This window comes from Novosphingobium malaysiense (genome assembly GCF_000802225.1).
GTDB lineage: Bacteria > Pseudomonadota > Alphaproteobacteria > Sphingomonadales > Sphingomonadaceae > Novosphingobium > Novosphingobium malaysiense.
The window spans coordinates 400,705-422,914 of record NZ_JTDI01000007.1; the positions used below are offsets into that span (position 1 = coordinate 400,705).

Consider the following 22,210-nt stretch of genomic DNA (forward strand, 5'->3'; position numbering starts at 1 on the left):
ACCCATGCGCGCCGACCGGCGAACTGGCGCGCATGGCTTTTTTCGGGCTATCCGGGGCGGTCATGACGGATGTAATCCATAATCCGCGTGTTCCGGCACGCCTCGTAATCCTCTCGCTCGCCGCCTTGTGGGCGTGCTATTTCATGGTCGCCACGCTGCGCGGCGCCTTCATGGGTTTCGATTTCGCGTGGCCCATCATTTCGCGCCGGCTCACGATCTGCATCCTTTCCATGCTGGTCATGGTCGCGGTGTGGCCGCTGCTGCAATTGCTCGACCGCAAGTCGAACGCCGTGCGCTTGGCCGTCGTGCTCATTGGCGCGCTGCCGCTTTCATTGTTGCTCAGCATTATCAACGAGACGATTTTCTCCGATATCGAGATGGCCCAGGCCTTCGGTAGCGAAGAAGATGCGGCAGCGATCAAGGCCGGAAAAGTCCGCATTTCCCGGGACGAGGCCGGCAACATCCTGGTGGATTTGCCAAAGATGCCTCCAGTTCCACCAAGTCCCGACGCCAGCGGAAATCCCGAGGAAGCGCCGGTGGTGGAAGACGACGGATCGGCGATCACCATCCATACGGGCAAGGTCTGGGGCAAGGATTACGGGCGCTGGGTAGCGATCGCGGACAATGCCTTCGGACGGTACTTCCTGGTGCTGGCCTGGGTCGCCCTCTATTTCGCCCTCGCCAAGGCGGAGGAAGCCCGTGCTGCCGAGAGGCGCGAAAGCGAGTATCGGCGCGCTGCCGAAGCGGCAGAGCTGCGCAGCCTTCGCTACCAGGTCAATCCGCACTTCCTCTTCAACACGCTCAACTCGCTCTCTGCGCTGGTGATGACCGGCCGCAAGGAAGATGCCGAGCACATGATACAGACGCTGTCGACGTTCTATCGGCGAACTCTTTCAGGCGACCCGACGAGCGACTTGCGGCTGGTGGACGAGATCGAACTGCAGAAACTCTATTTCGCGATCGAGGCGGTCAGGTTTCCCAATCGATTGCTGACGCAAATCGATATTGACCCGGCCGCCATCGATGCGATGGTGCCTGGCATGATCCTTCAGCCTCTTGTCGAAAATTCAGTGAAATACGCCGTCGCTGCCACCCAGCGGCCCGTAACGGTGAGCATCAAGGCCCGGCGCGAAGGCGGCCAGCTGGTCATTACCGTGGGAGACGACGGACCGGGCGCCGAACGGAGCAAGGCTGAGGGCTGCGGCATCGGATTGGCAAATGTCCGCGATCGCCTCAAGGCCCGTTTCGGTGCAGCTGGCACGCTGAAATTCGGAAAGAGGCCCGAAGGCGGGTTTGAAACGGAGTTGCGCATGCCCCTGGACCTCGGCCGTGTCTGACCCGAACCCCGGGGGCGAACCGGACGCTGCGCCCCTTCGCACCCTGATCGTCGACGACGAGCCGCTCGCTGTCGAACGCATGCAGGTGATATGTGCCGGCATCGACGGGGTGAACGTTGTCGGGACGGCCAGTGACGGGCAGGCCGCATTGCGGCTTGCCGATGCGCTTAATCCTGACCTGATGCTGCTCGACCTGACGATGCCGGAGACCGACGGGCTCACGGTCGCTCGGGAACTTTCCGGCCAGGACAATCCGCCTGCGGTGATCTTCGTCACTGCACACGACGAGTTTGCCGTCGAGGCATTCGATCTCGATGCCGTGGACTATGTGCTCAAGCCGGTATCGCCCGATCGTCTCCAACGCGCGGTCGGGCGCGTCATTGCCCGGCGCGGCCAGCAACGGTCCGAGCAATCCAGTCACTGGCTCGAGGAATTCTGGGTCCCGCATCGATCCGAGCTCGTTCGCGTGCCTGCCAGCGATGTCCAGCGCATCGATGCCGAGCGAGACTACGTCAGGCTGCACGTCGGCGAGCAGAGTTTTCTTCTGCTACAAACGATCACCAGTCTCGAAGAACGGCTTGATCCGGAAAGATTCATTCGGATCCACCGCAGTTACATCGTGAGGCGCGATCATGTTTCGGGACTGAGACACGAAGGTCTCGGGGTCTGGTCGGTGGAAACGGCAGACGGTGATGCCCTGCGGATCGGACGCACTTATCTGCCGGCCGTAAAAAAAATGGCAGGCCGGTAAGGGCCTGCCAGTTTTTTCCGGGTCTTATTTTTTTGGGACCTGGTGAATTCAGGTGATGGGAAGGGGGCCTGTACGTTGGGATGCAAGCCTGCCCTGTGATTGGCTTCAACCGCCCAGGCGAGCGTCCGAAGTGGCCTTGTCGATGGCCGATGCCATGACGTCCTTGGCGCGGCTCTTTGCCTGGCGATAGCACTGGCGTGCATGCATGCTCGGCAGGTTCGAGCCGGTGACGCGGGTTTCGTAGCCGCAGGCATTGCGAGCGGCTGCATCGAGGCGACGCTCCAGCGTGCGCTGGCCATCGGCCGTGGTCAGGTCGAGATCCTTGTATTCGACGCGAACCTTCGATGCGTCGCCGGCACCCGCCATGGCGGGGGCAGCGGTGAGGGCGAGGCCAATCAGGGCAGCGGCGATGGGGGCATTCTTGAACATGTGATCTTTCCTCCTCTGTGAGCCGGCTGGGGGGCTGTGCGGCTCGATGAGTGTGTTGTGCACCCGTTCCCCCGCCGGTTCACGCAGGCTTCGATTGCGGCGCGTCGAAGCTCGACAAAATGCGCAGGCAGCGGACGAACGACATTTGTAGTCGATGAACGACATGAAGAAGGTCCCGGCGTCTGGGCCGGCAGGAGTCGCAATTCGCAAGGAGACGCAGAACAGGTCGCTAGCCAGTCCAGGCGGCAGACTGTACAAAGGGGGCAATGCTGGCTGTGGTTGTCGTCTTTTGTCTGGGTGTCGTGAATTTCGCCGCCCACAAGGCAGTTCTGGAAAGCGGCCATCCGATGCTGGCGCAGGTGCCTTGGCTGTTCCAGCCGCTCGGGGGTCGTCTGAGCTTGCTTGTCGAATTCGTGATGCTGTTGGGCGCCATGATCATGGCCGCAGCGGGATCGATCGGTTGGACCTGGGTCTATGCTCTCTACACCGTTCTCAACGGTTTCTCGGCGTGGCTGATCGCGAGTGGCAGGGTCTGACGGGAACCGGGCAGGCCATGCCCGGTTCTTGCTGACATGACCCGATTGGAAGAACCCGGATCCAGGATCGTCTGGCTCGTGTGCAATGCCGCAAGCGGCAGCAACAGCGAGGAGACGGTGCGCGAGGTGCGGACCGCGTTCGCGGAGGTGGGCCTCGATCTGCAGCGTGTCATTCCGTTCCCGGATGAACCAGCACCCGATAAGGGCGAGCTTGCGGAGGCCGGCGTTGATATTCTGGCCGTGTTCGGCGGAGATGGAACCGTTCACGCTGTCATGAAACAGGCCGCGCAATGGGATGGGCCGGTTCTGGTGCTGCCCGGCGGGACCATGAACCTGCTGTCAAAGCGCGTGCACGGCGACGTACCCGCACCGGAGATCGTGACCCGCCTGGCTTCGGGGCGCTGGCGCTGCACCCGGCCTCTGGTCATCAGGACCCGCTACGGCATCGCCTTGACCGGCGTTCTCGCGGGGCCGGGGGCGATCTGGAACGAGGTGCGCGAGGCGCTGCGCTCGGTCGACCTGCTGGAAGTGGTGGCGACGACCCAGGAAGCGATCCGGCATTCGACGAATGCGCCGAAGGTGCTTTGCGAGGAGGTCGACTGCGGCCGCGATGAAGGCTATGCCGCCATCACCGTGACCCCACAAGACGACGGCCTTGAAGCGAATGGCTATTACGCCGAAACGCTGGGTGATTATGCCGGGCAGGGCATCGCTCTGCTCAACCGCAATTTTCGCGACGGCCCCCATGACGAACTGGGCCTGCACGACGAGGTTCGCCTGGTTTGTCCGGAAGGGGAGCCGATGGGCCTCCTGATCGACGGTGAGCCGTTCGATGGCAGTGCGGAAGAAACGTTCGAACCCGTACCCTGCGAGATGAATCTGATCACGACCATCGACGAGGTTCGCGGCGATGCACGGTAAGGTTTCCTCGATGCCTTGCGGCCCGATCAAGCTGTTCCACCTGAGCGACATACACTTCGGACTCGAGGACCAGCGGGCAATCGACTGGGTCAGGGACTGCATCGCGCGGGAGCGGCCGGATGCCGTCGCGATCACCGGCGATCTGACGATGCGGGCGCGGCACCGGGAATTTCGGGCGGCTTGCGAGTGGATTACCGCCCTTGATGTGCCGGTCACGGTCGAGGTCGGCAATCACGACATTCCGTATTTCAACCTCTACCAGCGCTTTTTCGCGCCCTACCAGCGCTTCAAGAAGATCGAGAAGCTGGTCGAAACGCAGCTGGATCTGCCCGACCTGGCAATCGTGCCGCTGCGGACAACCACGCGGGCGCAGTACCAACGGTTTCCCTGGTCGAACGGGTGGGTCACGGAGAGGGCGCTGGACCATTGCCTCGAGGCGATCGATGCTCACCCGGAAGGCACCCGCATCCTGGTGACGGCACACCATCCTTTGACCGAGCGACGCGAACGCGACGGCAAGCTGCTGACGATCAACGGTACCAGCACGATGGAAGCTCTGGCTGGGCGCAAGGTCATGGCGATCCTTTCCGGCCATATCCATGATCCCTTCGATCTGACTGCCGATACGGCTGCGGGTCCCCTGCGCATGGTCGGGGCGGGAACGCTCTCCAGACGTATCCGCTCGACCCCTCCGAGCTTCAACGAAATCACCATCGATGGCGACACGTTGCACGTCGAGGCCCGCAACCTCGAACGGGTCGCGACGCCGGCCATGCAGATTCCCGAGGTTCCGGAAAACGCCTTGCCGCCGCGCGAGCCCGGCGAGCCGATCTCCGCCGTGGGCACCGTGCCGCCGGAGGATCCGCCGGTACATTGAGTCCGAAATTCCTGCCGGCCGGCGAAACGCGGGTCGTACGATGCCGAAAGGCCGCGCCATTGGAAGACATGGCGCGGCCTCACTGCGGATACGTCAGGGCAGGGGGCTGAACGCCCGGCGGCTTTTCCCAGAAGGTTTGCGATCAGTAGTCGTGGTCGACCGAGCCTATGCCGTTTATCTGGCTGCGCAGCGTTTCGGGCTTGCGGACCAGGGTGACGTGGCCGGCGCCATTGATTTCGACGTCGACAAGGCCGGTGGCGCCGATGGTGACATTGCCGACGCCGTCCATGCGGACGGTCGCGTCTTCGCCTTCGACCTTGGCGAGGTCGATATTTCCTGCGCCTTCGGTGGTGATGAAAACCTTGCGGACCTTGCCTTCCGCATCGAGGTTGACCGCGCCTTCCGATTTCAGCGTGAAGCGTTCCTGTTGCATTCCGACGAGCGTCACGTCACCCGGGGCATCGAGGTCCAGCCCGGTGATCTCGGGTGCCGTGATCTTCACCTTCAACCCGTGGCGCATATGCACTTGGCCGGGAACCGAGAGTCTGCCGTTTTCCCAGATCAGGCGATCAACGATGTTTGCCGGACCGGTAACCACCATTTCGGCCTTGTCGCCACGGTTGAAGCTGAGCTCCACAGGGATTTCCATGGCGAGCTGCGAGCCCGGTTCCACCGTGAAGCTGCGCGACTTGCGGGGGCCCTGGTCTTCATCGTCCTCGCCGATGGTCCAGGACCAACCATCGTGGTCGTAGAATTCTTGCCGGAACTTGTCGCCGCCGAACAGCCAGGCCGCACTGAATGCGACGATCGACAGGATCACGCCGCTGGCGAATACGATGAGCAGCTTCCTGAACATCACATGTTTCCTTTCTATCGTCTCTTCAGGCTTCGGATTGGATGGCGGGTTCGATTACGCGGTAGTGGAGGCGGCCGAACCACATGAGCGCATTGATGATCCAGATACTGACCAGCGTGAGCAGGGCGGCGGCAGCGACGGAGCCGCTCATGATGCCGAGGCCTGCCAGCAGTGCAACGAGCCAGCCACCCGGAAATCCGCTGAACGGACCGACGATGAACACGAACCCGCCGCTGATGAACACGGCAACCACGGCTACGAACAGGGCGATGACGACGCCGATGATCGGCAGAACGATGGGCAGGAGGATCAGGATGTCGATCGTCGCCAGGCCCATGAAGGCGAGAATGGCTGCCCATGCGGAAGAGGGAGATCGGTCGCTCTCCCAGTTGCGGAACCCTGCCTCGAAGCGCAGTTCGCGTGCGAGGCGGGCCGGGTTGCCGAGAGCCTCTGCGACCTCCTCTTCGCTTCTGCCCTCGGCGAGGCCGGCTTCGAAGTGCGCTTCGTAGTCGGCAACGATCTCGGCGATGTCGTCCTGAGGCATGCCCTTGAGGCCGGCCTGCAGGCGCTTGATGAATGCATTACGCGTCATGGCTGATTTCCCCTTCCTGGCTCTGGGGCTCTTCCGAAGAGGCGGCAGCGGCGCCGTCGATCAGGCCGTCGACGGCGGCGGTGAAGCCACGCCATTCTTCGACCTGTGCGGTCAGCCGTGAACGGCCGGTTTCGGTGATGCGGTAGTACTTGCGCGGCGGTCCCGAGGGCGATTCCTCGAGATAAGTGGTCACCAGCCCCTCGGACTGCATGCGGCGCATGAGCGGGTAGATAGTGCCTTCACCCATATCGACAGCATCGGCCATGCGGCTCGCGATCTCGTAGGCGTAGCTGTCACCGCGTGACAGCAGGGCAAGCACGCAAAGCCCGAGCACCCCCTTTTTCAACTGGATTTCGATTTCGGACATCGAATCAACTCCTGCGGATGAGCAGTGTATATGGCAAGCTACTGGGCGATGCAAGGTACCATGTAGAAACTGGTACATGGCAAAGCATGTATCTGTCTCAATGCAAGGTATTGGGCTGTGAGAAATTTAATTTAACGACGTAAAAACAATTAGATAGGTATGACGTGGGTCGGCACCCAGAAGACCTCTTAATTTGGATTCGAGCACGTGCCCTGCCCGCAGAGATCCCATTTTCTCATTGCTGGTGATGGTAGGCGGCGTGTCGCGGTGGGCCGATTCGCTCTGTCGGCCACAAAGTCGCTGCAAAATGGTGACAGGGTTGCCCTATCCGCATTTTCTCCGTCCAACGTGTGACGGAGGGGCATTGGTGCAGCGCCTGAGAGGAGATTGAGATGTCGGTTGCCGAGCGGAATAGGGCGGCGCTTTCGCGCGCGTTCAAAGAGCTGGAGAAGGGCAATGCAGACGCCTTCATGGCGCTTTTCTCGGAGGACATCACCTGGCGCGTGATGGGAAGCAGCTACTGGTCCAGGGAGGCGAAAGGGCTGGCAAACGTCCAGAAGGATCTCATGGGCCCGCTCTTTTCGCGGTTTGCCGCACCCTATCTCAACATACCCGAGCTGGTGATCGCCGATGGCGACCACGTCGTGGTGCTGGCGCGCGGCGACACGACGACCACGGAAGGGCAGCGCTATAACAACGACTATTGCTTCGCCTTTCGGCTCGAGGCGGGCAAGATCGTTTCGGTACGCGAGTATCTGGACACGAAGCTGGCCGATGCCGTTCTGGGTACCGGCTGAACACCGCAAGGCGCCGAACCCCGTCACGCCCTCCGCGACGAAAAAGGGGCCGCGAGTTGCCTCGCGACCCCTTTTTCGTAAGCCTTAGCTCGCGAAACGCTTAGCGCTTCGAGAACTGGAAGCTGCGGCGGGCCTTGGCGCGGCCGTACTTCTTGCGCTCAACCACACGGCTGTCGCGGGTGAGGAAGCCGGCGGCCTTGACCGTGCTGCGTAGGGCCGGCTCGTACTTGCTGAGGGCCTGCGAGATACCGTGCTTCACGGCACCGGCCTGACCCGAGAGACCGCCGCCCTTGACGGTGGCGACGACGTCGTACTGCTCTTCACGACCGGTGATCGTGAAGGGCTGCGCGATGACGAGGCGCAAGGTCGGACGGGCGAAGTAGACTTCCTGGTCGCGACCATTGACGGTCACCTTGCCACTGCCGGGCTTCAGCCAGACGCGGGCAACGGCGTCCTTGCGGCGGCCGGTGGCATAGGCGCGGCCCTGGGCGTCGATTTCCTGTTCGCGCAGCGGCGCGTTGGAAACGGGAGCAGCAACTTCGGCTTCGCCTTCGGGGGCGTTGCCGGCGATGTCCTTGAGGTCGGACAGGCTCGAAACGGTTTCGTTCTCGGACATTATGCGCCCACCTTGTTCTTACGGCTCATGGAAGCGACGTCGAGGGGCTCCGGCTGCGTACCGCCATGCGGGTGCTCGGAACCGGCATAGACGTGCAGGGCGCGCATCTGGTCACGGCCGAGCGGGCCGCGCGGGATCATGCGCTCAACGGCCTTCTCGAGCACGCGCTCGGGGAAGCGACCGGCGAGAACCTTGTCCGCGGTCACTTCCTTGATGCCGCCGGCATAGCCGGTGTGCTTGTAGTAGGTCTGCTGCTTCAGCTTGTTGCCGGTGAAGCGGACCTTTTCGGCGTTGATGACGACGACATGGTCGCCGCAATCGACGTGCGGGGTGTAGCTCGGCTTGTGCTTGCCGCGCAGCAGATCGGCGATCACAACCGCGAGGCGGCCAACCACCAGACCTTCGGCATCGATCAGATGCCACTTCTTTTCCACCTCGGCCGGCTTGATCGACCGGGTGACCTTCGTAAGCGCCTTCATGGCTGGTCTATCCCTTGTTTCGTGCGCACGCCGGGAGAATCGCATGTATCCGCGAATCTCGCACCGTGCGGGAAGGCGGCCAAATCGTCCAAATGGGCGTGTAAGTCAAGCTGGCTGCGGATTTCCATAGAGGTAATATGATACCTTAAGGTCTATCGGGCGATGGCGCCCAACCAATCGAGCGTTCCCATCGCCGCCGAATCGCAGTGCCATCCGACCACTGCAGGCTCCTCGTAAGGATGGATGTCGGCCAACCGGTCGATGGCCTGCTCCAGAAGGTCGGTGTTCGTCTTCAGCAGTGCACCGTTTTCCCGCGCCATGTCCTTCTGCCCGTTCCATGCGAACATCGAGGTCATCGCCGGCAGCACGTTTCCGCACGCGATCAGGCGTTCGTCCAGCAGCGTGTTGATCGCCGCGAGTGCGGCCTCCTCATCGGGGAAGGGGCACCAGATCAAGGCCGCGGTGGTCATGGGCCGCTCAGGAGGTTGACGGGATCGCGACGTCCGAGCGCGTGGGCCCCCCATACCGTGGCCACGACGAGCAGCGCGCCGCACAGCTGATGGGCAACCGCGAGCCACAGGGCGACGCCCGACCACACCGTAAAGATGCCCAGGATGACCTGGGTTCCGAATGCGGTGTGGATGGCGACGGAAATGATGCGCTGGCGCCGGTCGCGCAGTCTTCTGGCCATGACGACGAGAATGGTCACCACGACCCAGGCCCACCACCGGTGCACGAAATGGGTGAGGTAGGGGTCGTTGAACAAGGCGTGGATAAATCCCCCCGCCCAGTCGACGCCTTCGGGGAAGAAACGGCCTTGCATCAGCGGCCAGGCGTCGAGGCTGAACCAACCGGCGCCGGCGACATAGCCGGCCCGCATTCCCGCCACCATGGCCCCCATGAGCAACTGGAACGCCAAAACCGCCAGAGTTACAATTCCGAAGCCCGTGATATGGACCGGAGGTTCCCCTACCCGCAGGTTCTTGAGGTCCAGCGCCGTCCAGACGAGACCGCCCAGCGTCGTCAGCGCTACCAGCAGGTGGGCCGCGAGGCGGAAGTGACTGACCCGGTCTGCTGCTTCCGGCGTAAGCCCGGACGAGACCATCCACCAACCCAGGGCCCCCTGGAGACCGCCCAGCGCGAGCAGGGCGAGCAGGCGCGGCTTGTAACCCAGCGGGATCGTGCGCTTGTACCAGAACCACGCCAGGGGTAGCGCGAAGGCCAACCCGATCAGGCGTGCCAGCAGTCGATGGACCCATTCCCAGAAGTAGATGAACTTGTACTGGGCGAGCGTCATGCCGGCTGGACCGTTGATATCTAGATACTGCGGTATCTTCTTGTAATCCGCGAATTCGGCTTGCCACTGGGCATCGTTCAGCGGGGGAATGGCGCCGGTTATTGGCTTCCACTGCGTGATCGAGAGACCGGATTCGGTAAGGCGGGTGATACCGCCGACTGCGACGATCAAGACCACGAGCGCGGCCACTATCTGCAGCCAGCGGATCATGGGGGTAATGTCGTCGGTGGTACCGATGAGGGGGCGACCGTCGGTGACTTTCATGCTTTTTCGACTTTCATGGACGCGTTTCCTGCGATTTCGCGAAGCAATGTGCAAGAGGCGTCGTTTTCGAGCGTGCGATAGCGGGTTGGGCTTGAATGATGTTACAACATTACATATCTGCAGTGACATGCGCAGCGCCTTTATCGCGATTCGGGACCGGCTCGACCGTGCAGGGATTCTCCTGAGCGGCCTGTGTATGGTGCATTGCGTCTTGGGCGTAGTCCTGGTCGGCGTGCTGGGGCTGGGCGGAGGCATGCTGATGTCGCCGGCCATTCACCGCTACGGCCTGGTTTTGGCGCTTGCCGTGGGCCTCGTCTCGCTCGGCCTCGGTATTCTGCGTCACGGGCGGATCGGTCCGCTGGTACTGGGAGGTTTCGGGCTCGCCTTGATGGCGTCGGCAATCGCCGTCGGTCACGGACTGCCTGAAGCGGTGTTGACGATAGCGGGCGTCGCTCTCGTCGCCTTCGCGCACATTCGGAACTTGCACCCGGCCTGCTGAACGCTATCTGCGGGGCATGGCATCACAAACTTCGGGCGAACTTCTGCTGACCGTCAATGGCGAACCGCGCCGTATCTCGGCCGGCGCGACCATTGCCGATCTTGTCGAAAACATCGGCCTCGACCCGAGGAAGGTCGCCGTCGAACGCAATGCCGAGATTGCGCCGCGCTCGTCTCTGGCCGATGTATCGCTGGCCGACGGCGACGTGCTGGAGATTGTCCATTTCGTAGGTGGCGGCTGAGCCCGCCGTTTTTTTCCGCCTTTTTCCGAACCGCTGCGCTCCCGAAAGGATGCGAACCTTGACCGATACCCCTGCCGCCACCGCCGACACCTGGACCGTTGCCGGCCGTACTTTCACCTCGCGCCTGATCGTGGGCACCGGCAAGTACAAGGATTTCGAGCAGAACGCCGCGGCGGTGGAGGCGAGCGGGGCCGAGATCGTGACGGTGGCGGTGCGCCGCGTGAACATTTCGGATCCCAAGGCGCCGATGCTGACGGACTTCATCGATCCGAAGAAGACCACCTACCTGCCCAACACGGCCGGCTGCTTTACCGCCGACGATGCCATTCGCACGCTGCGCCTGGCCCGTGAGGCGGGGGGCTGGGATCTGGTCAAGCTGGAGGTGCTGGGCGAGGCGCGCACGCTCTATCCGGATATGCGCGAGACGCTGAAGGCTACCGAGGTTCTGGCCAAGGAAGGCTTTGCGCCGATGGTCTACTGTGTGGACGATCCGATCGCCGCCAAGCAGCTCGAGGAAGCGGGCGCGGTGGCGATCATGCCGCTGGGGGCGCCCATCGGGTCAGGTCTCGGGATTCAGAACAAGGTAACGGTGCGCCTCATCGTCGAAGGCGCGAATGTGCCGGTTCTGGTCGACGCCGGGGTCGGTACGGCATCGGATGCAGCCGTGGCGATGGAGCTGGGCTGCGACGGCGTGTTGATGAACACCGCGATCGCCGAAGCCAAGGACCCGATTCGCATGGCGAAGGCGATGAAGCTGGCGGTGGAAGCGGGCCGCGACGCCTACCTGGCCGGGCGGATGGCCACGCGGCGCTATGCCGACCCGTCGAGCCCGCTGGCCGGGCTGATCTGATCGGCGCTGCCGGGTTCGGCAAGGCGTTCAGCTGCCGCCCGGCCGGTCTTCGTCTTTGGCGATGTCCTCGCGCACGCGGCGTGCCGAACTTTCCGAGACGGGATCATACCTGCGGTCGCGCCGCATGTATCTGATCGTTGCGTAGAGGATGGCGAGCCCCAGAAGAATGGGGCCGCCGATCGTAGTAAACGCCCATAGGTATTCCATTCGCGATTTCTCCGCGCATTCGTGTGGTGTGCAGGCCTCACGCAGGCCGTGCTTTCTATCCAAATGCACTCGCGGAGGTCTTCGTTCCTCGGAAAACTCTCGTTTTCGGTGGTTAATCGATTGGTTTCCAAGTGCTTACCCTGCACGTAGGAGACAAACCTTTGCATAGTTAACAACTTCGTAACCGCCCCGATGGTTAACTGCGAATCGTGAAGGGGGGCTTCCTTCGATTCACGGTCAAGACGGTCACGGGGGTTACGACCATGACTTATGTAGGCACGGCAACTCTGACGATCAGCGAATTGCGCGAGTTTGCCAGCTTCACGTCCTGCGAGCAGCGCTACATCCGGCGCAGCCTCGACATCGGCCTCGGCCGCCAGGACGCCTTCAAGCTCTGGGCGCGCAACGAGGCCGAAGCGGCTTCGATCCGCAAGCAATATGTCGCCTACCAGGATCTCAAGGCGCTGCGCGGAATGCGGCCGGACGAGATCGGCTTCGACGATCTCGAGGTCTTCATGGGCAAGCTGGTCCGCATGGCCGCATTCGACCTTGCACAGGAAAGGCTGACCTGCTTTTCGGCCTTTCGCTTCCTCTACGAGCGGCTGCTCGGCGCCTGGGTCCGTCCCTGGCTGCCCGGCGCCTTCTGCGGGGCCGGTGCGCTGCCGCAGATCCGCCCGGACCGCCGCAAGCTGCTGCTTCACTCGATCAGCGAGGCCGCTGCCACGGCTCCCGGCTGGTCGGAGCGCGAACCGAGTTTCTATCCGGAATTCATCGAGCAGGAAGCAGCCTGAAACTTCGCAAAGCTTGTCCACGTGGACACAATGGAAATTTCAGGATAGCAAGAAAAATCAGGTAGTTATGCGTTACGCGCCGGTGAAGAACCGGCGCGTTTCTGCGTTTCTGCGTTTTGGCCGACGATGCGAAGGAGCCCGCCGATCGTGACAGGCCGGGGCCGGGTAGGAAAGCGGCGTTACGGGACAAGCACTGTCGATCCGGTGGTTTCCCGGTTCTCCAGCGCCCGGTGCGCCTCGGCGGCGTCTTCCAGCTGGTAGGTCTGGCCGATGTGCGGTGCGAGCACGCCGCTGGCGATACGGTCGAAGAGCTTTTTCGCGTTGGTGGCGAGCATTTCCGGCGTGGCGATGTAGTCGGCGAGGGTAGGGCGGGTGACGTAGAGCGAACCGCCCCGCATCAGCTCCAGCAGCGAGATCGGCGGCACCGCCCCCGACGCGTTCCCGTAGCTCACGATCATGCCCCGGCGGCGCAGGCAGGCGAGCGACGTGCTCCACGATGCCGCGCCCACTCCGTCGTAGACCACGTCGCACAGGGCGCCGGCGGTCACGGCATGGACGGCCTCCGCCAGCGCGTCGAAGGGCGCATGAAGCGAATGCTGCGCCGGGACCTGTGCCGCCTTTTCCGCGGATCCGGCATGCGCGATGACGGTTACGCCCTTGTCGACGAGCCAGGGGACGAGCAGCGATCCCACCCCGCCAGCGGCCGAATGGACGAGCGCGGTGTGGCCGCGGCCCGCGGGAAACGTGTCCTCGGCAAGATAGCAGGCGGTCAGCCCTTTCAGCATGACGGCGGCCGCCACTTCGGGGGTGATGCCCTGCGGTATGCGAATGGCCTTGTCGGCGGGGATCAGCCGGTGCGAGGCATAGGCGCCGCCGTTCTGGGTGGCGCCGACGCGCTCTCCGAGCGCAAAGCCGGAGACGCCATCGCCGATCGCGACGATACGGCCCACGCTCTCGGAACCGAGGTGTATCGGCAGGGCATCGGGATAGAGGCCTTTGCGGTAGTAGGTATCGATGAAGTTGAGGCCCACCGCCTCGGTTTCGATCAACAGGTCGCCGGGGCCGGGGGAGGGGGCCTCGAAGGCTTCCCGTTCGAGCACCTCAGGACCGCCATGGGCCCTGACGACGATGCGGTATCCTTTCGCCATTTCAGAACAAGCCTTTGAAATATTGATTTAATTTACTCTACGAAAGGTTTCCGACCGCGCCACCCGCCAGGCCCGCGAATACTGGGTCGAATCCGGATCGTCGAGAAGCTGCCCGGGCTTGAGAAAACGGTAGACTTCGTCGAGCGGTCCCGCCTTGGCGCTGTCGATCCGCTGGTACATGTCGTGCTGCGTCAATTCCCATGGGCTGTCGTACCCCATGGCGACCACGATTTCGCGCAGGGCCTTGAGCGTCTCGCGCTGGAAGCGGGCGACACGTTCGGCCTTGTCATCAACCGCAAGGCCCTTCTGGCGCCAGGCGACCTGGGTGGCGACCCCGGTAGGACACTCGCCGGTGTGACATTTCATCGACTGTACGCAGCCCAATGAGAACATGAAGGGCCGGGCGGCATTGCACCAGTCCGCACCGAGAGCGAAAGAGCGCGCCATGCCGGCGCCGGAGTGAACCTTGCCCGAGGCCCCGAGGCGGATACGATCCTTCAGCTTTGTACCGATCAGCGCGTTGCGCATCAGGATCAGCCCTTCGCGCAAGGGCATGCCGACGTTGTCGGTCAGTTCCTGCGGAGCAGCGCCGGTACCGCCCTCGGCCCCGTCGACGACGATGAAGTCCGGGGTGATGTCGGTCTCCAGCATGGCCTTGACGATGGCCATGACTTCGTGCGGCTGTCCGACGCAGAGCTTGAAGCCGGCTGGCTTTCCACCGGATAGCTCGCGCAGCCGAGCGACGAATTCGAGCAGTTCGATGGGGGTGGAGAACGCCGAGTGGCCGGGCGGTGATATGCAGTCCTCGCCGACCTCGACCTTGCGAGCCTCGGCGATCTCAGGCGTGACCTTGGCGCCGGGCAGCATGCCGCCATGGCCCGGCTTGGCCCCTTGGCTGAGCTTGATCTCGACCATCTTGACCTGGTCGTCCTGCGCGTTCTCCGCGAAGAGCTCGGGGTCGAACCGGCCATCCTTGTGGCGGCAGCCGAAATAGCCGCTGCCCAGTTCCCAGATCAGGTCGCCACCGTGCTTGCGATGATAACGGCTGATCGAGCCTTCACCGGTATCATGGGCAAATCCGCCGATCCTTGCACCCTTGTTCAAGGCCTCTATGGCATTGGCCGAAAGCGAGCCGAAGCTCATCGCCGAGATGTTGAGAAGCGCGCTGTCATAGGGCTTGGTGCAGGCATCGCCGCCCACACGCACATGCCAGGTCTGCGGCGATTGGTCGGTGGGGACGATCGAATGCCCCAGCCATTCGTATTCGTCGGAATAGACGTCGAGCTCGGTACCCATCGGATGGGTCGAGATATCGCCCTTGGCGCGGGCATAGACGAGCGCGCGCTCGTCTATCGTGAACGGGCGACCTTCGCGGTCGCTCTCGACGATGTAAGCGCGCAGGTAAGGACGCAGATCCTCGAACAGCCAGCGAATGCGGGCGATCAGCGGATAGTTGCGGCGCAAGGCATGCCGCCTCTGCACGAAATCCCACAAGGTCAGCAGCAGGATCGGGACGAGAAGGATCAGCGCCCAGCGCAGGGGGACGACGAACCAGCAGGCGGCCGTCAGAAAGACGACCGCTGCCGGAACGGCATAGCGCGGAATGATCGTCACGGCCGGATTAGCCGACGTGCTCCGCAAAGAAGGCTTCGGTCCTGCTGTCGGCGAGAGCGGCGCCCGCCTCGTCGCGACGCGAGCCGATCTCGGCGGCAAAGCCGTGGTCCAGCCCCTCGTAGTCGTGGAGCGTCACCCGGGGATGATCGTCGAGACCTTCGTGCATCGCCTTCTGGGCTTCGGGCGGCACGAACCCGTCCGCAGTGGGGACGTGCAGCATCAGCGGACGGGCGATTGCATGCTTTTCATTGAGCATCTGGTCGATGCCCACGCCGTAGTATCCGACCGTGGCATCGATGTCGGTGCGCGCCGCCACCATGTAGGCGACCTTGCCGCCCATGCAGTATCCGACAAGGCCGACCTTGGGCACGCCCTGTTCGCGGCGGATCCAGTGAATCACCGCCTCGATGTCATGGATGCCGAGGTCGAAGTCGTGCTTCATCATCAGGTCGATCGCCTGCTGGAACTCTTCGGGCTTGTCGGCATCGAGTTCGACGCCCGGCTTCTGACGCCAGAAGGCATCGGGAGCGACGGCGAGATAGCCCTTCGCCGCCCAGCCGTCGGCCTTCTTGCGAATGCCGGGATCGACGCCGAACACCTCTTGCTGCACGATGATCGCCCCGCGCGGCGTACCCTCGGGCTTCACCACATAGGCCGGGATCATGCCGTCGCCGTCGAGCGTGGGGATTTCGGTGTTCGTCGTCGCCATGTGTCTCTCCTGAATCGGTTTGGGGCTTGTTAGGCACTTGCAATGGACTTTGTGAAGCGCATGTGTCAGCTATGTCAAAGAAATCCGGCGGGAGACGCTGAATGAAAGTCAATGTCGAGGTCGAATGTTCGCCTGAAGAGGCCCGGCGTTTTCTTGGCCTGCCCGACGTAACGAGGGCCAATGAACTCTATGTCGATGCCCTTACCAATGCGATGCAGGGCGCCGGCAGCTTCGACCAACTGCACGAACTGACAAAGCAGATCGCGCCGATGGGCGAATTCGGACTGAAGATGTTCCAGAATTTCCTCGAGAACGGCATGGCGATGGCGATGAGCGGATCGAATGCCGCGTCGGGCAAGCCCAAGAAGGACGACTAGCGCGGCGGGCTTCTCCGCCCGCCATCTGCTGCACCGATCATGGCCGATACGATTTTTGCGCTTTCGAGCGGGTCTCCGCCCGCCGCCATCGCTGTCGTGAGGATCAGCGGTCCGCAGGCAGGCGAAGCGCTGGCGGCCTTGGCGGGGAAGCTTCCGCAACCACGCATGGCGAGCTACCGCACGCTGCATGTTCCACGTGGAACAGTCCTCGACCAGGCTCTGGTGCTGTGGTTTCCGGGGCCGCGGACCGCCACCGGCGAGGATCTTGCCGAACTGCACCTGCACGGGGGCAGGGCGGTCGTCACTGCCGTGGAAAACGCCCTGGCCGACCTGCCGGGCCTGCGTCGCGCCACGCCGGGAGAATTTACCCGCCGGGCCTTCGCGAACGGCCGTATCGATCTGGCCGAGGCCGAAGGGCTGGCGGATCTCTTGTCGGCAGAGACGGACCTGCAACGACGTGCGGCTTTGGCGATGGCCGGCGGCGCCTTCTCGCGGCAGGTGGAGGATTGGCGCGAGCGGGTTCTGTCCGCTTCCGCTGCCGTGGAGGCCGTGCTCGACTTCGGCGACGAGGACGACGTCGCCGATCTGCCCCCCGACTTCGTCCGGCGCCTCGAGGTTCTGAGCGGCGAAGTGTCCGACTGGCTCGCACGGCCCCGTGCCGAGACGCTGCGCGAGGGGTTCCGGGTCGTCCTGGCCGGGCCTCCCAATGCGGGCAAGAGCACCTTGTTCAATGCCCTCGTCGAGGACGAGGCAGCCATCACCGCGCCGCTGGCAGGCACCACGCGTGACGTCCTGACACGTGCGGTCGCCATCGGGGGGGTGCCGTTCGTCTTCGCCGATACGGCCGGGCTGCGCGACCAGTCCGGCGACGAGATCGAAGTGATCGGCATTGCCCGCGCCCGCGCGGCGCTCGACAGGGCCGATCTGGTGCTCTGGCTCGGGCCCGAAGGAGAGGGACCCCAGGGCAGCTGGGAAATCGCGGCCCAGTGCGACCGGGCCGGTGCGGATGGCAAGGCGACGCCGCGCCATCGGGTCTCTGCAGTGACAGGGGAGGGGCTCGATGCCCTGCGCCGGGATCTGGTGGAGACGGCCAGGAACGCCATGCCCCGGCCCGGCGATGCAGCGCTGAGCCAGCGCCAGCATGCCTTGTTGGTCCAGGCGGGGAATGCATTGCGCGACGCGCGGCAGGAGAGCGATCCGCTGCTGGTCGCGGAGTCCTTGCGGCTGGTGCGCGTCGCCTTCGACGCTCTGGTTGGCCGGGCGACGACCGAAGACATGCTCGATGCCCTTTTCGGGCGTTTCTGCATCGGAAAATGAGCCACGTTTCACGTGAAACATGACAAGGCGCTTTGACGGAAATTCCGGCGTGGAGTAAGGGCCGCCCATGCATTCCTTCGATGTGATCGTGATCGGCGGCGGCCATGCCGGCTGCGAGGCGGCTGCCGCCGCAGCGCGCATGGGCGCGCGTGTCGCGCTCGTCAGCTTCGATCTCGAGGCCATCGGCGCGATGAGCTGCAACCCCGCGATCGGTGGTCTCGGCAAAGGGCACCTCGTGCGCGAGGTCGATGCCTTCGACGGGCTGATCGGACGCGCTGCCGATGCCGGCGCCATCCACTATCGCATGCTCAACCGCTCGAAGGGCAGTGCGGTCCAGGGGCCTCGCGTCCAGGCCGACCGCCGGCTGTTCAAGGCCGCCATACACCAGCTTCTGAAAGGTCAGGGCGACCTGACACTCGTCGCCGGCGAGGCGGCCGCGCTCGTGCTCGAAGGGGGCAGGGCGGTCGGCATCGACCTTGCCGACGGTACGCGCCTCACCGCCAGCGCCGTGGTCCTGTGCACCGGCACCTTCCTTGGCGGCACGCTGTTCCGCGGCGAGGAGCGGATCGTCGGCGGACGCATCGGCGAAGCCTCGGCCCAGAAGCTGGCGGCGCAGATGCGCGAGGCCGGGTTGCCGATGGCGCGGCTCAAGACCGGAACTCCGCCGCGCCTCGATGGGCGCACCATCGACTGGGCTCGGCTTGGTGAACAGCCGTCGGACGGCGAATTCTGGACCATGTCCGCCATGGGCGGGCGTCGGGTCAATCCGCAGGTGTTCTGTGCGATCACTCGGACCAACCTGCGCAGCCACGATGTCATTCGCGCCAACCTGCACCGATCGCCGCTCTTTTCGGGAGCCATCGGCGCGCAGGGGCCGCGCTATTGCCCGTCGATCGAGGACAAGATCCACCGCTTCGCCGACCGCGACGGTCACCAGATTTTCCTCGAGCCGGAGGGCCTCGACACCCACCTCGTCTATCCCAACGGGATCAGCACGTCGCTGCCGGCCGACGTCCAGCTCGAGATGCTGCGTACGATGGAAGGGCTGGAGACAGTCGAGATGGTCGTGCCGGGCTATGCGGTCGAGTACGATCACATCGACCCGCGCGCGCTGCGCCCGAGCCTCGAATTGCGCGACATTCCCGGTCTCTATTGTGCCGGCCAGATCAACGGCACGACCGGATACGAGGAAGCGGCGGCGCAAGGCCTCGTCGCGGGTATGCATGCCGCCGCCGATGTGCTGGGCCGTGAGGCTCCGGCCATCGACCGGGCAAACAGCTACATGGCTGTGATGATCGACGACCTGACCCTGCACGGGGTCAGCGAACCCTATCGGATGCTCACCGCCCGCGCCGAATATCGCCTGCGCCTGCGCGCCAATAACGCGACAAGCCGGCTGACGCCGCTGGCGATCGCCGTTGGCGCCGCGGGGCCGGAACGCCGGGCGTGGTTCACGCAGCGCGAGGAGGCGAGGGCGGCCTTGGCCGAGGCATTCGACCGACCGGTCTCGGCCAACGATCTCGCCAATGCCGGGCTTCCCGTGCGGACCGATGCAGGCCGCTTGCCGCTGCGCGAGTGGCTGCGTTTCGGCGGGGTCGATCTGGCAGGGCTGTCCCCTTGGCTGGACGAAGCCCTCGTCTCCGACCACGCTCTTGCCGAGGAGATGGCCGAGGATGCCGCCTATGCGCCCTACCTCGAAAGGCAGGAGCGCGAACTTCGCGACCTGCGGGCGAGCGAGGCTTTGCCGCTGGGAGACCATTTCCCCTACGAGGCCATACCCGGGCTCTCCCGCGAAATGGTCGAGCGGCTGACCCGTGCGCGTCCAGCCACGCTGGCCGCGGCGGGCCGCATCCCCGGGATCACGCCTGCAGCGCTTGCCGCGTTGCTCGTCCATGCGCGTCGGGAGGCTGCGTGATCGAATCCGAAGCAGAGGCGAGGGCCTGGCTGGGCTCCCTGCCCGAATGCGATGCAGCGGCGTGGGAACGTCTGGAACTGCTTTGCGTCCTGCTGGCCGAAGAGAACACACGCCAGAACCTCGTGTCTGCCGCCAGCCTCGGCCAGGTCTGGCTTCGGCATATCGTCGACAGTGCGCAGCTGCTTCCGCATGTTCCACGTGAAACAAAAGGCCCCTGGCTCGACCTCGGGACCGGGGCTGGCTTTCCCGGACTGGTGATTGCCGCGCTGAAGCCGCAGTGCGAGGTGATCATGGTCGAATCGCGAACACGGCGAATCGAATGGCTCGAGCGCGCGCGAATCGCGATGGGGCTGGATAAGGCGCAAATAATCGGCCAACGTCTGGAAATGGTCGAGACACGTCCCGTTTCGGTCATTTCGGCGCGTGCATTTGCACCTTTGGAGCGGTTGTTGGCGTTATCAGCGCGATTTTCCACAAGTGACACCGTCTGGCTGTTGCCCAAAGGGCGGTCTGCACAGCAAGAATTGGATGACCTTCGAAAGTGGCGGCATGTGTTCCACGTGGAACAGTCCCTGACGGACCCGCAGGCAGGCGTTATTGTCGGCACATTGGCCGGCAGGAAGGACAAGACCAAGTGATCCGGATTGCCATTGCCAACCAGAAAGGTGGGGTCGGAAAAACGACGACCGCCATCAATGTCTCGACAGCGCTGGCAGCGACTGGCTGGAAGACGCTGATGATCGACCTCGATCCGCAGGGCAATGCCTCGACCGGGATCGGCGTCTCCGCATCCGAGCGCGGAGCTTCGTCCTACGACGTGCTGGTGGACCGGGCGCCGGTTTCCGAATGCGCAATGCAGACGAAAATTCCCGGCCTCGACCTGCTGCCGGCGACGGTCGACTTGTCCGGCGCGGAAGTCGAACTGGTCAACGAGGACGATCGCGCCCACCGCCTGCAAGACGCCCTGCGTGGTGATCTTGGCTACGATGTCTGCCTGATCGACTGTCCGCCGTCGCTGGGCCTGCTCACGCTCAATGCCCTGACCGCCGCCGATACCCTGCTGGTTCCCCTGCAGTGCGAGTTCTTCGCGCTGGAAGGCCTCAGCCAGCTTCTCCAGACGGTCGAGCGGGTGCAGCAGCGGTTCAATCCCGAGCTGGGGATCATCGGTATCGCGCTTACCATGTTCGACAGGCGCAACCGCTTGACCGACCAGGTTGCCGAAGACGTACGCTCATGCCTGGGCAAGCTCGTCTTCGAGACGACTATTCCGCGTAACGTGCGCTTGTCCGAAGCGCCCAGCCACGGGGTTCCGGCGCTGATCTACGATCATGCTTGCGCCGGCAGTCGCGCCTACATGGCACTGGCACGCGAACTGATCACTCGACTGCCCGAGAAGAGGAAAGCCGCATGAGCGACGAATCGGTCGTCCGCATTAATGCCCCGGCGGGGCAAGCGCAGGGTGGGTCCCGCCAGAAGGCGAAGGGGCTCGGGCGCGGCCTCGGTGCGCTGCTGGGCGAATCGCGGCGCGAGGAGCCCGTTGCGCCGACGGCGGGCGAGGGGGCTTCCGCGCCGTCGCGTGCGGGCGGACTGAAGACGCTGGCCATTGCCGACATTACCCCGCACCCCGATCAGCCGCGCCGGATCTTCGACGAGAACGCGCTGGAGGAACTGGCGGCCTCGATCTCCCAGCGCGGCGTCATCCAGCCGATCATAGTGCGGCCGATGGACAACGGCCGCTATCAGCTCGTGGCCGGCGAACGCCGCTGGCGCGCGGCGCAAAAGGCCCGCCTCCACGAGATTCCGGCGCTGGTGCGCGATTTGTCCGAGCGCGATGTCATGGCGCTGGCGCTGATCGAGAACCTGCAGCGCGAAGACCTCAATCCCATCGAGGAGGCCCACGCCTACAACCGGCTCTCCGAGCTGGAGGGCATGACCCAGGCCGAGATCGCCCGCATGGTCGACAAGAGCCGCAGCCATGTCGCCAACTTCCAGCGGCTGCTCGCGCTGCCGCAGGGCGTGATCGAACTTGTCGAGAAGGGCGACCTTTCGATGGGACATGCCCGCGCGCTGATCGGTTGCGACGATGCCGAGGAAATCGCCGAGGCCGCGGTTGCCAGGCAGATGTCCGTGCGCGAAGTCGAGAAGCAGGTGCGCAAGAAGCAACGGGGCGACGCCGCGCCGCGGCGGGCCCGGACTGCGCGCGATCCGGCCGAAGACGCCGATATCGCGGCCGTGCAGAGCCACCTGGAAGAATTTCTCGGGCTGCCGGTCAAGATCAATGCCGATGCCGATCCCAAGTCGGGCGCGGTCACCATCCGCTACACCACGCTCGATCAGCTCGACCTGATCTGCCAGAGGCTCACCGGCGGCGCGATCTAGACGGGTTCCCGGCCCGGCCGCGCCGCGCTGGCGGCGGCTGATGG

At 64.0% G+C, this 22,210-nt stretch carries 28 protein-coding genes; 16 read left to right on the forward strand and 12 right to left on the reverse strand.

All coding sequences use genetic code 11. From position 1 onward, the window contains the following. Positions 1-62 precede the first annotated feature (62 nt). Together LK12_RS21340 and LK12_RS21345 are read left to right on the forward strand one after the other, a co-directional pair. On the forward strand, positions 63-1,337 hold the full coding sequence (locus LK12_RS21340) for a sensor histidine kinase (protein WP_039289702.1): 1,275 nt from the start codon (positions 63-65) through the stop codon (positions 1,335-1,337). Then, the gene (locus tag LK12_RS21345) at positions 1,330-2,088 is read left to right on the forward strand and encodes a LytR/AlgR family response regulator transcription factor (protein WP_039288736.1); all 759 of its coding nucleotides are present in this window, start codon (positions 1,330-1,332) and stop codon (positions 2,086-2,088) included. The genes LK12_RS21340 and LK12_RS21345 overlap by 8 nt, the downstream gene beginning before the upstream one ends. A gap of 105 nt (positions 2,089-2,193) precedes the next feature. Here the strand turns inward: LK12_RS21345 and LK12_RS21350 are convergent, their stop codons facing one another. Continuing rightward, positions 2,194-2,517: a UrcA family protein gene (locus LK12_RS21350; RefSeq protein WP_039288738.1), complete on the reverse strand. Its 324-nt coding sequence runs from the start codon at positions 2,515-2,517 to the stop codon at positions 2,194-2,196. Positions 2,518-2,783: 266 nt separating this feature from the next. Between LK12_RS21350 and LK12_RS21355 the strand changes: the two genes are divergently transcribed. Genes LK12_RS21355 through LK12_RS21365 form a run of 3 tightly spaced genes read left to right on the forward strand, consistent with a single transcriptional unit; the run spans position 2,784 to position 4,851 of the window. Then, the gene (locus tag LK12_RS21355; protein ID WP_039288740.1) at positions 2,784-3,053 is read left to right on the forward strand and encodes a hypothetical protein; all 270 of its coding nucleotides are present in this window, start codon (positions 2,784-2,786) and stop codon (positions 3,051-3,053) included. 36 nt (positions 3,054-3,089) lie between these two features. Further along, a complete protein-coding gene (locus tag LK12_RS21360; RefSeq protein ID WP_039288743.1) occupies positions 3,090-3,974 on the forward strand; it encodes a diacylglycerol/lipid kinase family protein in 885 nt (294 codons plus the stop codon). Next, on the forward strand, positions 3,964-4,851 hold the full coding sequence (locus LK12_RS21365; RefSeq protein ID WP_231568439.1) for a metallophosphoesterase family protein: 888 nt from the start codon (positions 3,964-3,966) through the stop codon (positions 4,849-4,851). Before LK12_RS21360 ends, LK12_RS21365 begins: the two co-directional genes overlap by 11 nt. 142 nt (positions 4,852-4,993) lie before the next feature. On the opposite strand, the gene LK12_RS21370 is transcribed toward LK12_RS21365, so the two are convergent. The 3 genes from LK12_RS21370 to LK12_RS21380 are packed head-to-tail and all read right to left on the reverse strand — an operon-like array spanning position 4,994 to position 6,666. Then, positions 4,994-5,707: a GIN domain-containing protein gene (locus LK12_RS21370; protein WP_039288749.1), complete on the reverse strand. Its 714-nt coding sequence runs from the start codon at positions 5,705-5,707 to the stop codon at positions 4,994-4,996. 25 nt (positions 5,708-5,732) lie between these two features. Next, positions 5,733-6,299, reverse strand: a complete 567-nt coding sequence (locus tag LK12_RS21375; protein ID WP_039288752.1) for a DUF1700 domain-containing protein — start codon at positions 6,297-6,299, stop codon at positions 5,733-5,735. Beyond that, positions 6,289-6,666, reverse strand: a complete 378-nt coding sequence (locus LK12_RS21380; protein WP_039288754.1) for a PadR family transcriptional regulator — start codon at positions 6,664-6,666, stop codon at positions 6,289-6,291. The genes LK12_RS21375 and LK12_RS21380 overlap by 11 nt, the downstream gene beginning before the upstream one ends. Positions 6,667-7,058: 392 nt before the next feature. On the opposite strand from LK12_RS21380, the gene LK12_RS21385 reads away from it, so the two are divergent. After that, positions 7,059-7,463 (forward strand): nuclear transport factor 2 family protein, encoded by a 405-nt coding sequence (locus LK12_RS21385; RefSeq protein ID WP_039288757.1) that lies wholly within the window; start codon positions 7,059-7,061, stop codon positions 7,461-7,463. 100 nt (positions 7,464-7,563) lie between these two features. On the opposite strand, the gene rpsI is transcribed toward LK12_RS21385, so the two are convergent. From rpsI to LK12_RS21405, 4 genes are all read right to left on the reverse strand, one after another. Then, a complete protein-coding gene (gene rpsI, locus LK12_RS21390; protein ID WP_039288760.1) occupies positions 7,564-8,079 on the reverse strand; it encodes a 30S ribosomal protein S9 in 516 nt (171 codons plus the stop codon). Then, positions 8,079-8,558 (reverse strand): 50S ribosomal protein L13, encoded by a 480-nt coding sequence (gene rplM / locus LK12_RS21395; RefSeq protein WP_039288762.1) that lies wholly within the window; start codon positions 8,556-8,558, stop codon positions 8,079-8,081. Before rplM ends, rpsI begins: the two co-directional genes overlap by 1 nt. Positions 8,559-8,710: 152 nt before the next feature. Beyond that, positions 8,711-9,028 (reverse strand): divalent-cation tolerance protein CutA, encoded by a 318-nt coding sequence (gene cutA, locus LK12_RS21400; RefSeq protein ID WP_039288765.1) that lies wholly within the window; start codon positions 9,026-9,028, stop codon positions 8,711-8,713. After that, entirely contained in the window at positions 9,025-10,119 is a 1,095-nt protein-coding gene (locus LK12_RS21405; protein ID WP_082010675.1) for a COX15/CtaA family protein, read from the reverse strand. The genes cutA and LK12_RS21405 overlap by 4 nt, the downstream gene beginning before the upstream one ends. Positions 10,120-10,246: 127 nt before the next feature. On the opposite strand from LK12_RS21405, the gene LK12_RS21410 reads away from it, so the two are divergent. The 3 genes from LK12_RS21410 to LK12_RS21420 are packed head-to-tail and all read left to right on the forward strand — an operon-like array spanning position 10,247 to position 11,709. Then, positions 10,247-10,618, forward strand: coding sequence for a MerC domain-containing protein (locus LK12_RS21410; RefSeq protein ID WP_039288768.1), 372 nt, complete (start codon positions 10,247-10,249; stop codon positions 10,616-10,618). A 16-nt stretch (positions 10,619-10,634) separates the two neighbouring features. After that, positions 10,635-10,859, forward strand: a complete 225-nt coding sequence (thiS, locus tag LK12_RS21415; protein WP_039288770.1) for a sulfur carrier protein ThiS — start codon at positions 10,635-10,637, stop codon at positions 10,857-10,859. 49 nt (positions 10,860-10,908) lie between these two features. Next, the gene (locus LK12_RS21420; protein ID WP_197063612.1) at positions 10,909-11,709 is read left to right on the forward strand and encodes a bifunctional sulfur carrier protein/thiazole synthase protein; all 801 of its coding nucleotides are present in this window, start codon (positions 10,909-10,911) and stop codon (positions 11,707-11,709) included. Between the two features lie 27 nt (positions 11,710-11,736). Here the strand turns inward: LK12_RS21420 and LK12_RS21425 are convergent, their stop codons facing one another. Continuing rightward, entirely contained in the window at positions 11,737-11,916 is a 180-nt protein-coding gene (locus LK12_RS21425; protein ID WP_039288773.1) for a hypothetical protein, read from the reverse strand. Between the two features lie 263 nt (positions 11,917-12,179). Between LK12_RS21425 and LK12_RS21430 the strand changes: the two genes are divergently transcribed. After that, positions 12,180-12,707 carry a hypothetical protein gene (locus LK12_RS21430; RefSeq protein ID WP_039289710.1) on the forward strand — a complete coding sequence of 176 codons (528 nt, stop codon included), beginning with the start codon at positions 12,180-12,182 and terminating at the stop codon, positions 12,705-12,707. A 179-nt stretch (positions 12,708-12,886) separates the two neighbouring features. On the opposite strand, the gene LK12_RS21435 is transcribed toward LK12_RS21430, so the two are convergent. From LK12_RS21435 to LK12_RS21445, 3 genes are read right to left on the reverse strand one after another with little or no spacing between them, the layout of a single operon-like run. After that, the gene (locus LK12_RS21435; protein ID WP_197063613.1) at positions 12,887-13,855 is read right to left on the reverse strand and encodes a quinone oxidoreductase family protein; all 969 of its coding nucleotides are present in this window, start codon (positions 13,853-13,855) and stop codon (positions 12,887-12,889) included. A gap of 27 nt (positions 13,856-13,882) precedes the next feature. Further along, positions 13,883-15,469 carry an FMN-binding glutamate synthase family protein gene (locus LK12_RS21440; protein WP_039288775.1) on the reverse strand — a complete coding sequence of 529 codons (1,587 nt, stop codon included), beginning with the start codon at positions 15,467-15,469 and terminating at the stop codon, positions 13,883-13,885. A gap of 7 nt (positions 15,470-15,476) precedes the next feature. Beyond that, positions 15,477-16,178 (reverse strand): dienelactone hydrolase family protein, encoded by a 702-nt coding sequence (locus LK12_RS21445; RefSeq protein WP_039288778.1) that lies wholly within the window; start codon positions 16,176-16,178, stop codon positions 15,477-15,479. A gap of 101 nt (positions 16,179-16,279) precedes the next feature. Here LK12_RS21445 and LK12_RS21450 point away from each other — a divergent pair, with 101 nt between their 5' ends. The 6 genes from LK12_RS21450 to LK12_RS21475 all read left to right on the forward strand — a co-directional run bounded on the left by LK12_RS21450 (position 16,280) and on the right by LK12_RS21475 (position 22,166). Continuing rightward, positions 16,280-16,555, forward strand: a complete 276-nt coding sequence (locus tag LK12_RS21450; RefSeq protein ID WP_039288780.1) for a DUF6489 family protein — start codon at positions 16,280-16,282, stop codon at positions 16,553-16,555. Between the two features lie 39 nt (positions 16,556-16,594). Next, positions 16,595-17,872 (forward strand): tRNA uridine-5-carboxymethylaminomethyl(34) synthesis GTPase MnmE, encoded by a 1,278-nt coding sequence (gene mnmE / locus LK12_RS21455; RefSeq protein WP_039288783.1) that lies wholly within the window; start codon positions 16,595-16,597, stop codon positions 17,870-17,872. Positions 17,873-17,939: 67 nt separating this feature from the next. Next, the gene (mnmG, locus tag LK12_RS21460) at positions 17,940-19,787 is read left to right on the forward strand and encodes a tRNA uridine-5-carboxymethylaminomethyl(34) synthesis enzyme MnmG (RefSeq protein ID WP_039288785.1); all 1,848 of its coding nucleotides are present in this window, start codon (positions 17,940-17,942) and stop codon (positions 19,785-19,787) included. Then, complete coding sequence (gene rsmG, locus LK12_RS21465) at positions 19,784-20,425, forward strand: 16S rRNA (guanine(527)-N(7))-methyltransferase RsmG (protein WP_039288788.1); 642 nt, start codon at positions 19,784-19,786, stop codon at positions 20,423-20,425. Before mnmG ends, rsmG begins: the two co-directional genes overlap by 4 nt. After that, positions 20,422-21,198, forward strand: coding sequence for a ParA family protein (locus tag LK12_RS21470; protein WP_039288789.1), 777 nt, complete (start codon positions 20,422-20,424; stop codon positions 21,196-21,198). Before rsmG ends, LK12_RS21470 begins: the two co-directional genes overlap by 4 nt. Further along, positions 21,195-22,166 carry a ParB/RepB/Spo0J family partition protein gene (locus LK12_RS21475; protein ID WP_039288792.1) on the forward strand — a complete coding sequence of 324 codons (972 nt, stop codon included), beginning with the start codon at positions 21,195-21,197 and terminating at the stop codon, positions 22,164-22,166. Before LK12_RS21470 ends, LK12_RS21475 begins: the two co-directional genes overlap by 4 nt. Positions 22,167-22,210: the final 44 nt, after the last annotated feature.

Bases quoted from the DNA above. Each gene is read 5' to 3' on its own strand.
- LK12_RS21340 (WP_039289702.1), top strand. From the start codon at position 63: ATGACGGATGTAATCCATAATCCGCGTGTTCCGGCACGCCTCGTAATC.
- LK12_RS21350 (WP_039288738.1), bottom strand. From the start codon at position 2,517: ATGTTCAAGAATGCCCCCATCGCCGCTGCCCTGATTGGCCTCGCCCTC.
- LK12_RS21355 (WP_039288740.1), top strand. From the start codon at position 2,784: ATGCTGGCTGTGGTTGTCGTCTTTTGTCTGGGTGTCGTGAATTTCGCC.
- LK12_RS21360 (WP_039288743.1), top strand. From the start codon at position 3,090: ATGACCCGATTGGAAGAACCCGGATCCAGGATCGTCTGGCTCGTGTGC.
- LK12_RS21365 (WP_231568439.1), top strand. From the start codon at position 3,964: ATGCACGGTAAGGTTTCCTCGATGCCTTGCGGCCCGATCAAGCTGTTC.
- LK12_RS21370 (WP_039288749.1), bottom strand. From the start codon at position 5,707: ATGTTCAGGAAGCTGCTCATCGTATTCGCCAGCGGCGTGATCCTGTCG.
- LK12_RS21375 (WP_039288752.1), bottom strand. From the start codon at position 6,299: ATGACGCGTAATGCATTCATCAAGCGCCTGCAGGCCGGCCTCAAGGGC.
- LK12_RS21380 (WP_039288754.1), bottom strand. From the start codon at position 6,666: ATGTCCGAAATCGAAATCCAGTTGAAAAAGGGGGTGCTCGGGCTTTGC.
- LK12_RS21385 (WP_039288757.1), top strand. From the start codon at position 7,059: ATGTCGGTTGCCGAGCGGAATAGGGCGGCGCTTTCGCGCGCGTTCAAA.
- rpsI (WP_039288760.1), bottom strand. From the start codon at position 8,079: ATGTCCGAGAACGAAACCGTTTCGAGCCTGTCCGACCTCAAGGACATC.
- rplM (WP_039288762.1), bottom strand. From the start codon at position 8,558: ATGAAGGCGCTTACGAAGGTCACCCGGTCGATCAAGCCGGCCGAGGTG.
- cutA (WP_039288765.1), bottom strand. From the start codon at position 9,028: ATGACCACCGCGGCCTTGATCTGGTGCCCCTTCCCCGATGAGGAGGCC.
- LK12_RS21405 (WP_082010675.1), bottom strand. From the start codon at position 10,119: ATGAAAGTCACCGACGGTCGCCCCCTCATCGGTACCACCGACGACATT.
- LK12_RS21410 (WP_039288768.1), top strand. From the start codon at position 10,247: ATGCGCAGCGCCTTTATCGCGATTCGGGACCGGCTCGACCGTGCAGGG.
- thiS (WP_039288770.1), top strand. From the start codon at position 10,635: ATGGCATCACAAACTTCGGGCGAACTTCTGCTGACCGTCAATGGCGAA.
- LK12_RS21420 (WP_197063612.1), top strand. From the start codon at position 10,909: ATGCGAACCTTGACCGATACCCCTGCCGCCACCGCCGACACCTGGACC.
- LK12_RS21425 (WP_039288773.1), bottom strand. From the start codon at position 11,916: ATGGAATACCTATGGGCGTTTACTACGATCGGCGGCCCCATTCTTCTG.
- LK12_RS21430 (WP_039289710.1), top strand. From the start codon at position 12,180: ATGACTTATGTAGGCACGGCAACTCTGACGATCAGCGAATTGCGCGAG.
- LK12_RS21435 (WP_197063613.1), bottom strand. From the start codon at position 13,855: ATGGCGAAAGGATACCGCATCGTCGTCAGGGCCCATGGCGGTCCTGAG.
- LK12_RS21445 (WP_039288778.1), bottom strand. From the start codon at position 16,178: ATGGCGACGACGAACACCGAAATCCCCACGCTCGACGGCGACGGCATG.
- LK12_RS21450 (WP_039288780.1), top strand. From the start codon at position 16,280: ATGAAAGTCAATGTCGAGGTCGAATGTTCGCCTGAAGAGGCCCGGCGT.
- mnmE (WP_039288783.1), top strand. From the start codon at position 16,595: ATGGCCGATACGATTTTTGCGCTTTCGAGCGGGTCTCCGCCCGCCGCC.
- mnmG (WP_039288785.1), top strand. From the start codon at position 17,940: ATGCATTCCTTCGATGTGATCGTGATCGGCGGCGGCCATGCCGGCTGC.
- LK12_RS21475 (WP_039288792.1), top strand. From the start codon at position 21,195: ATGAGCGACGAATCGGTCGTCCGCATTAATGCCCCGGCGGGGCAAGCG.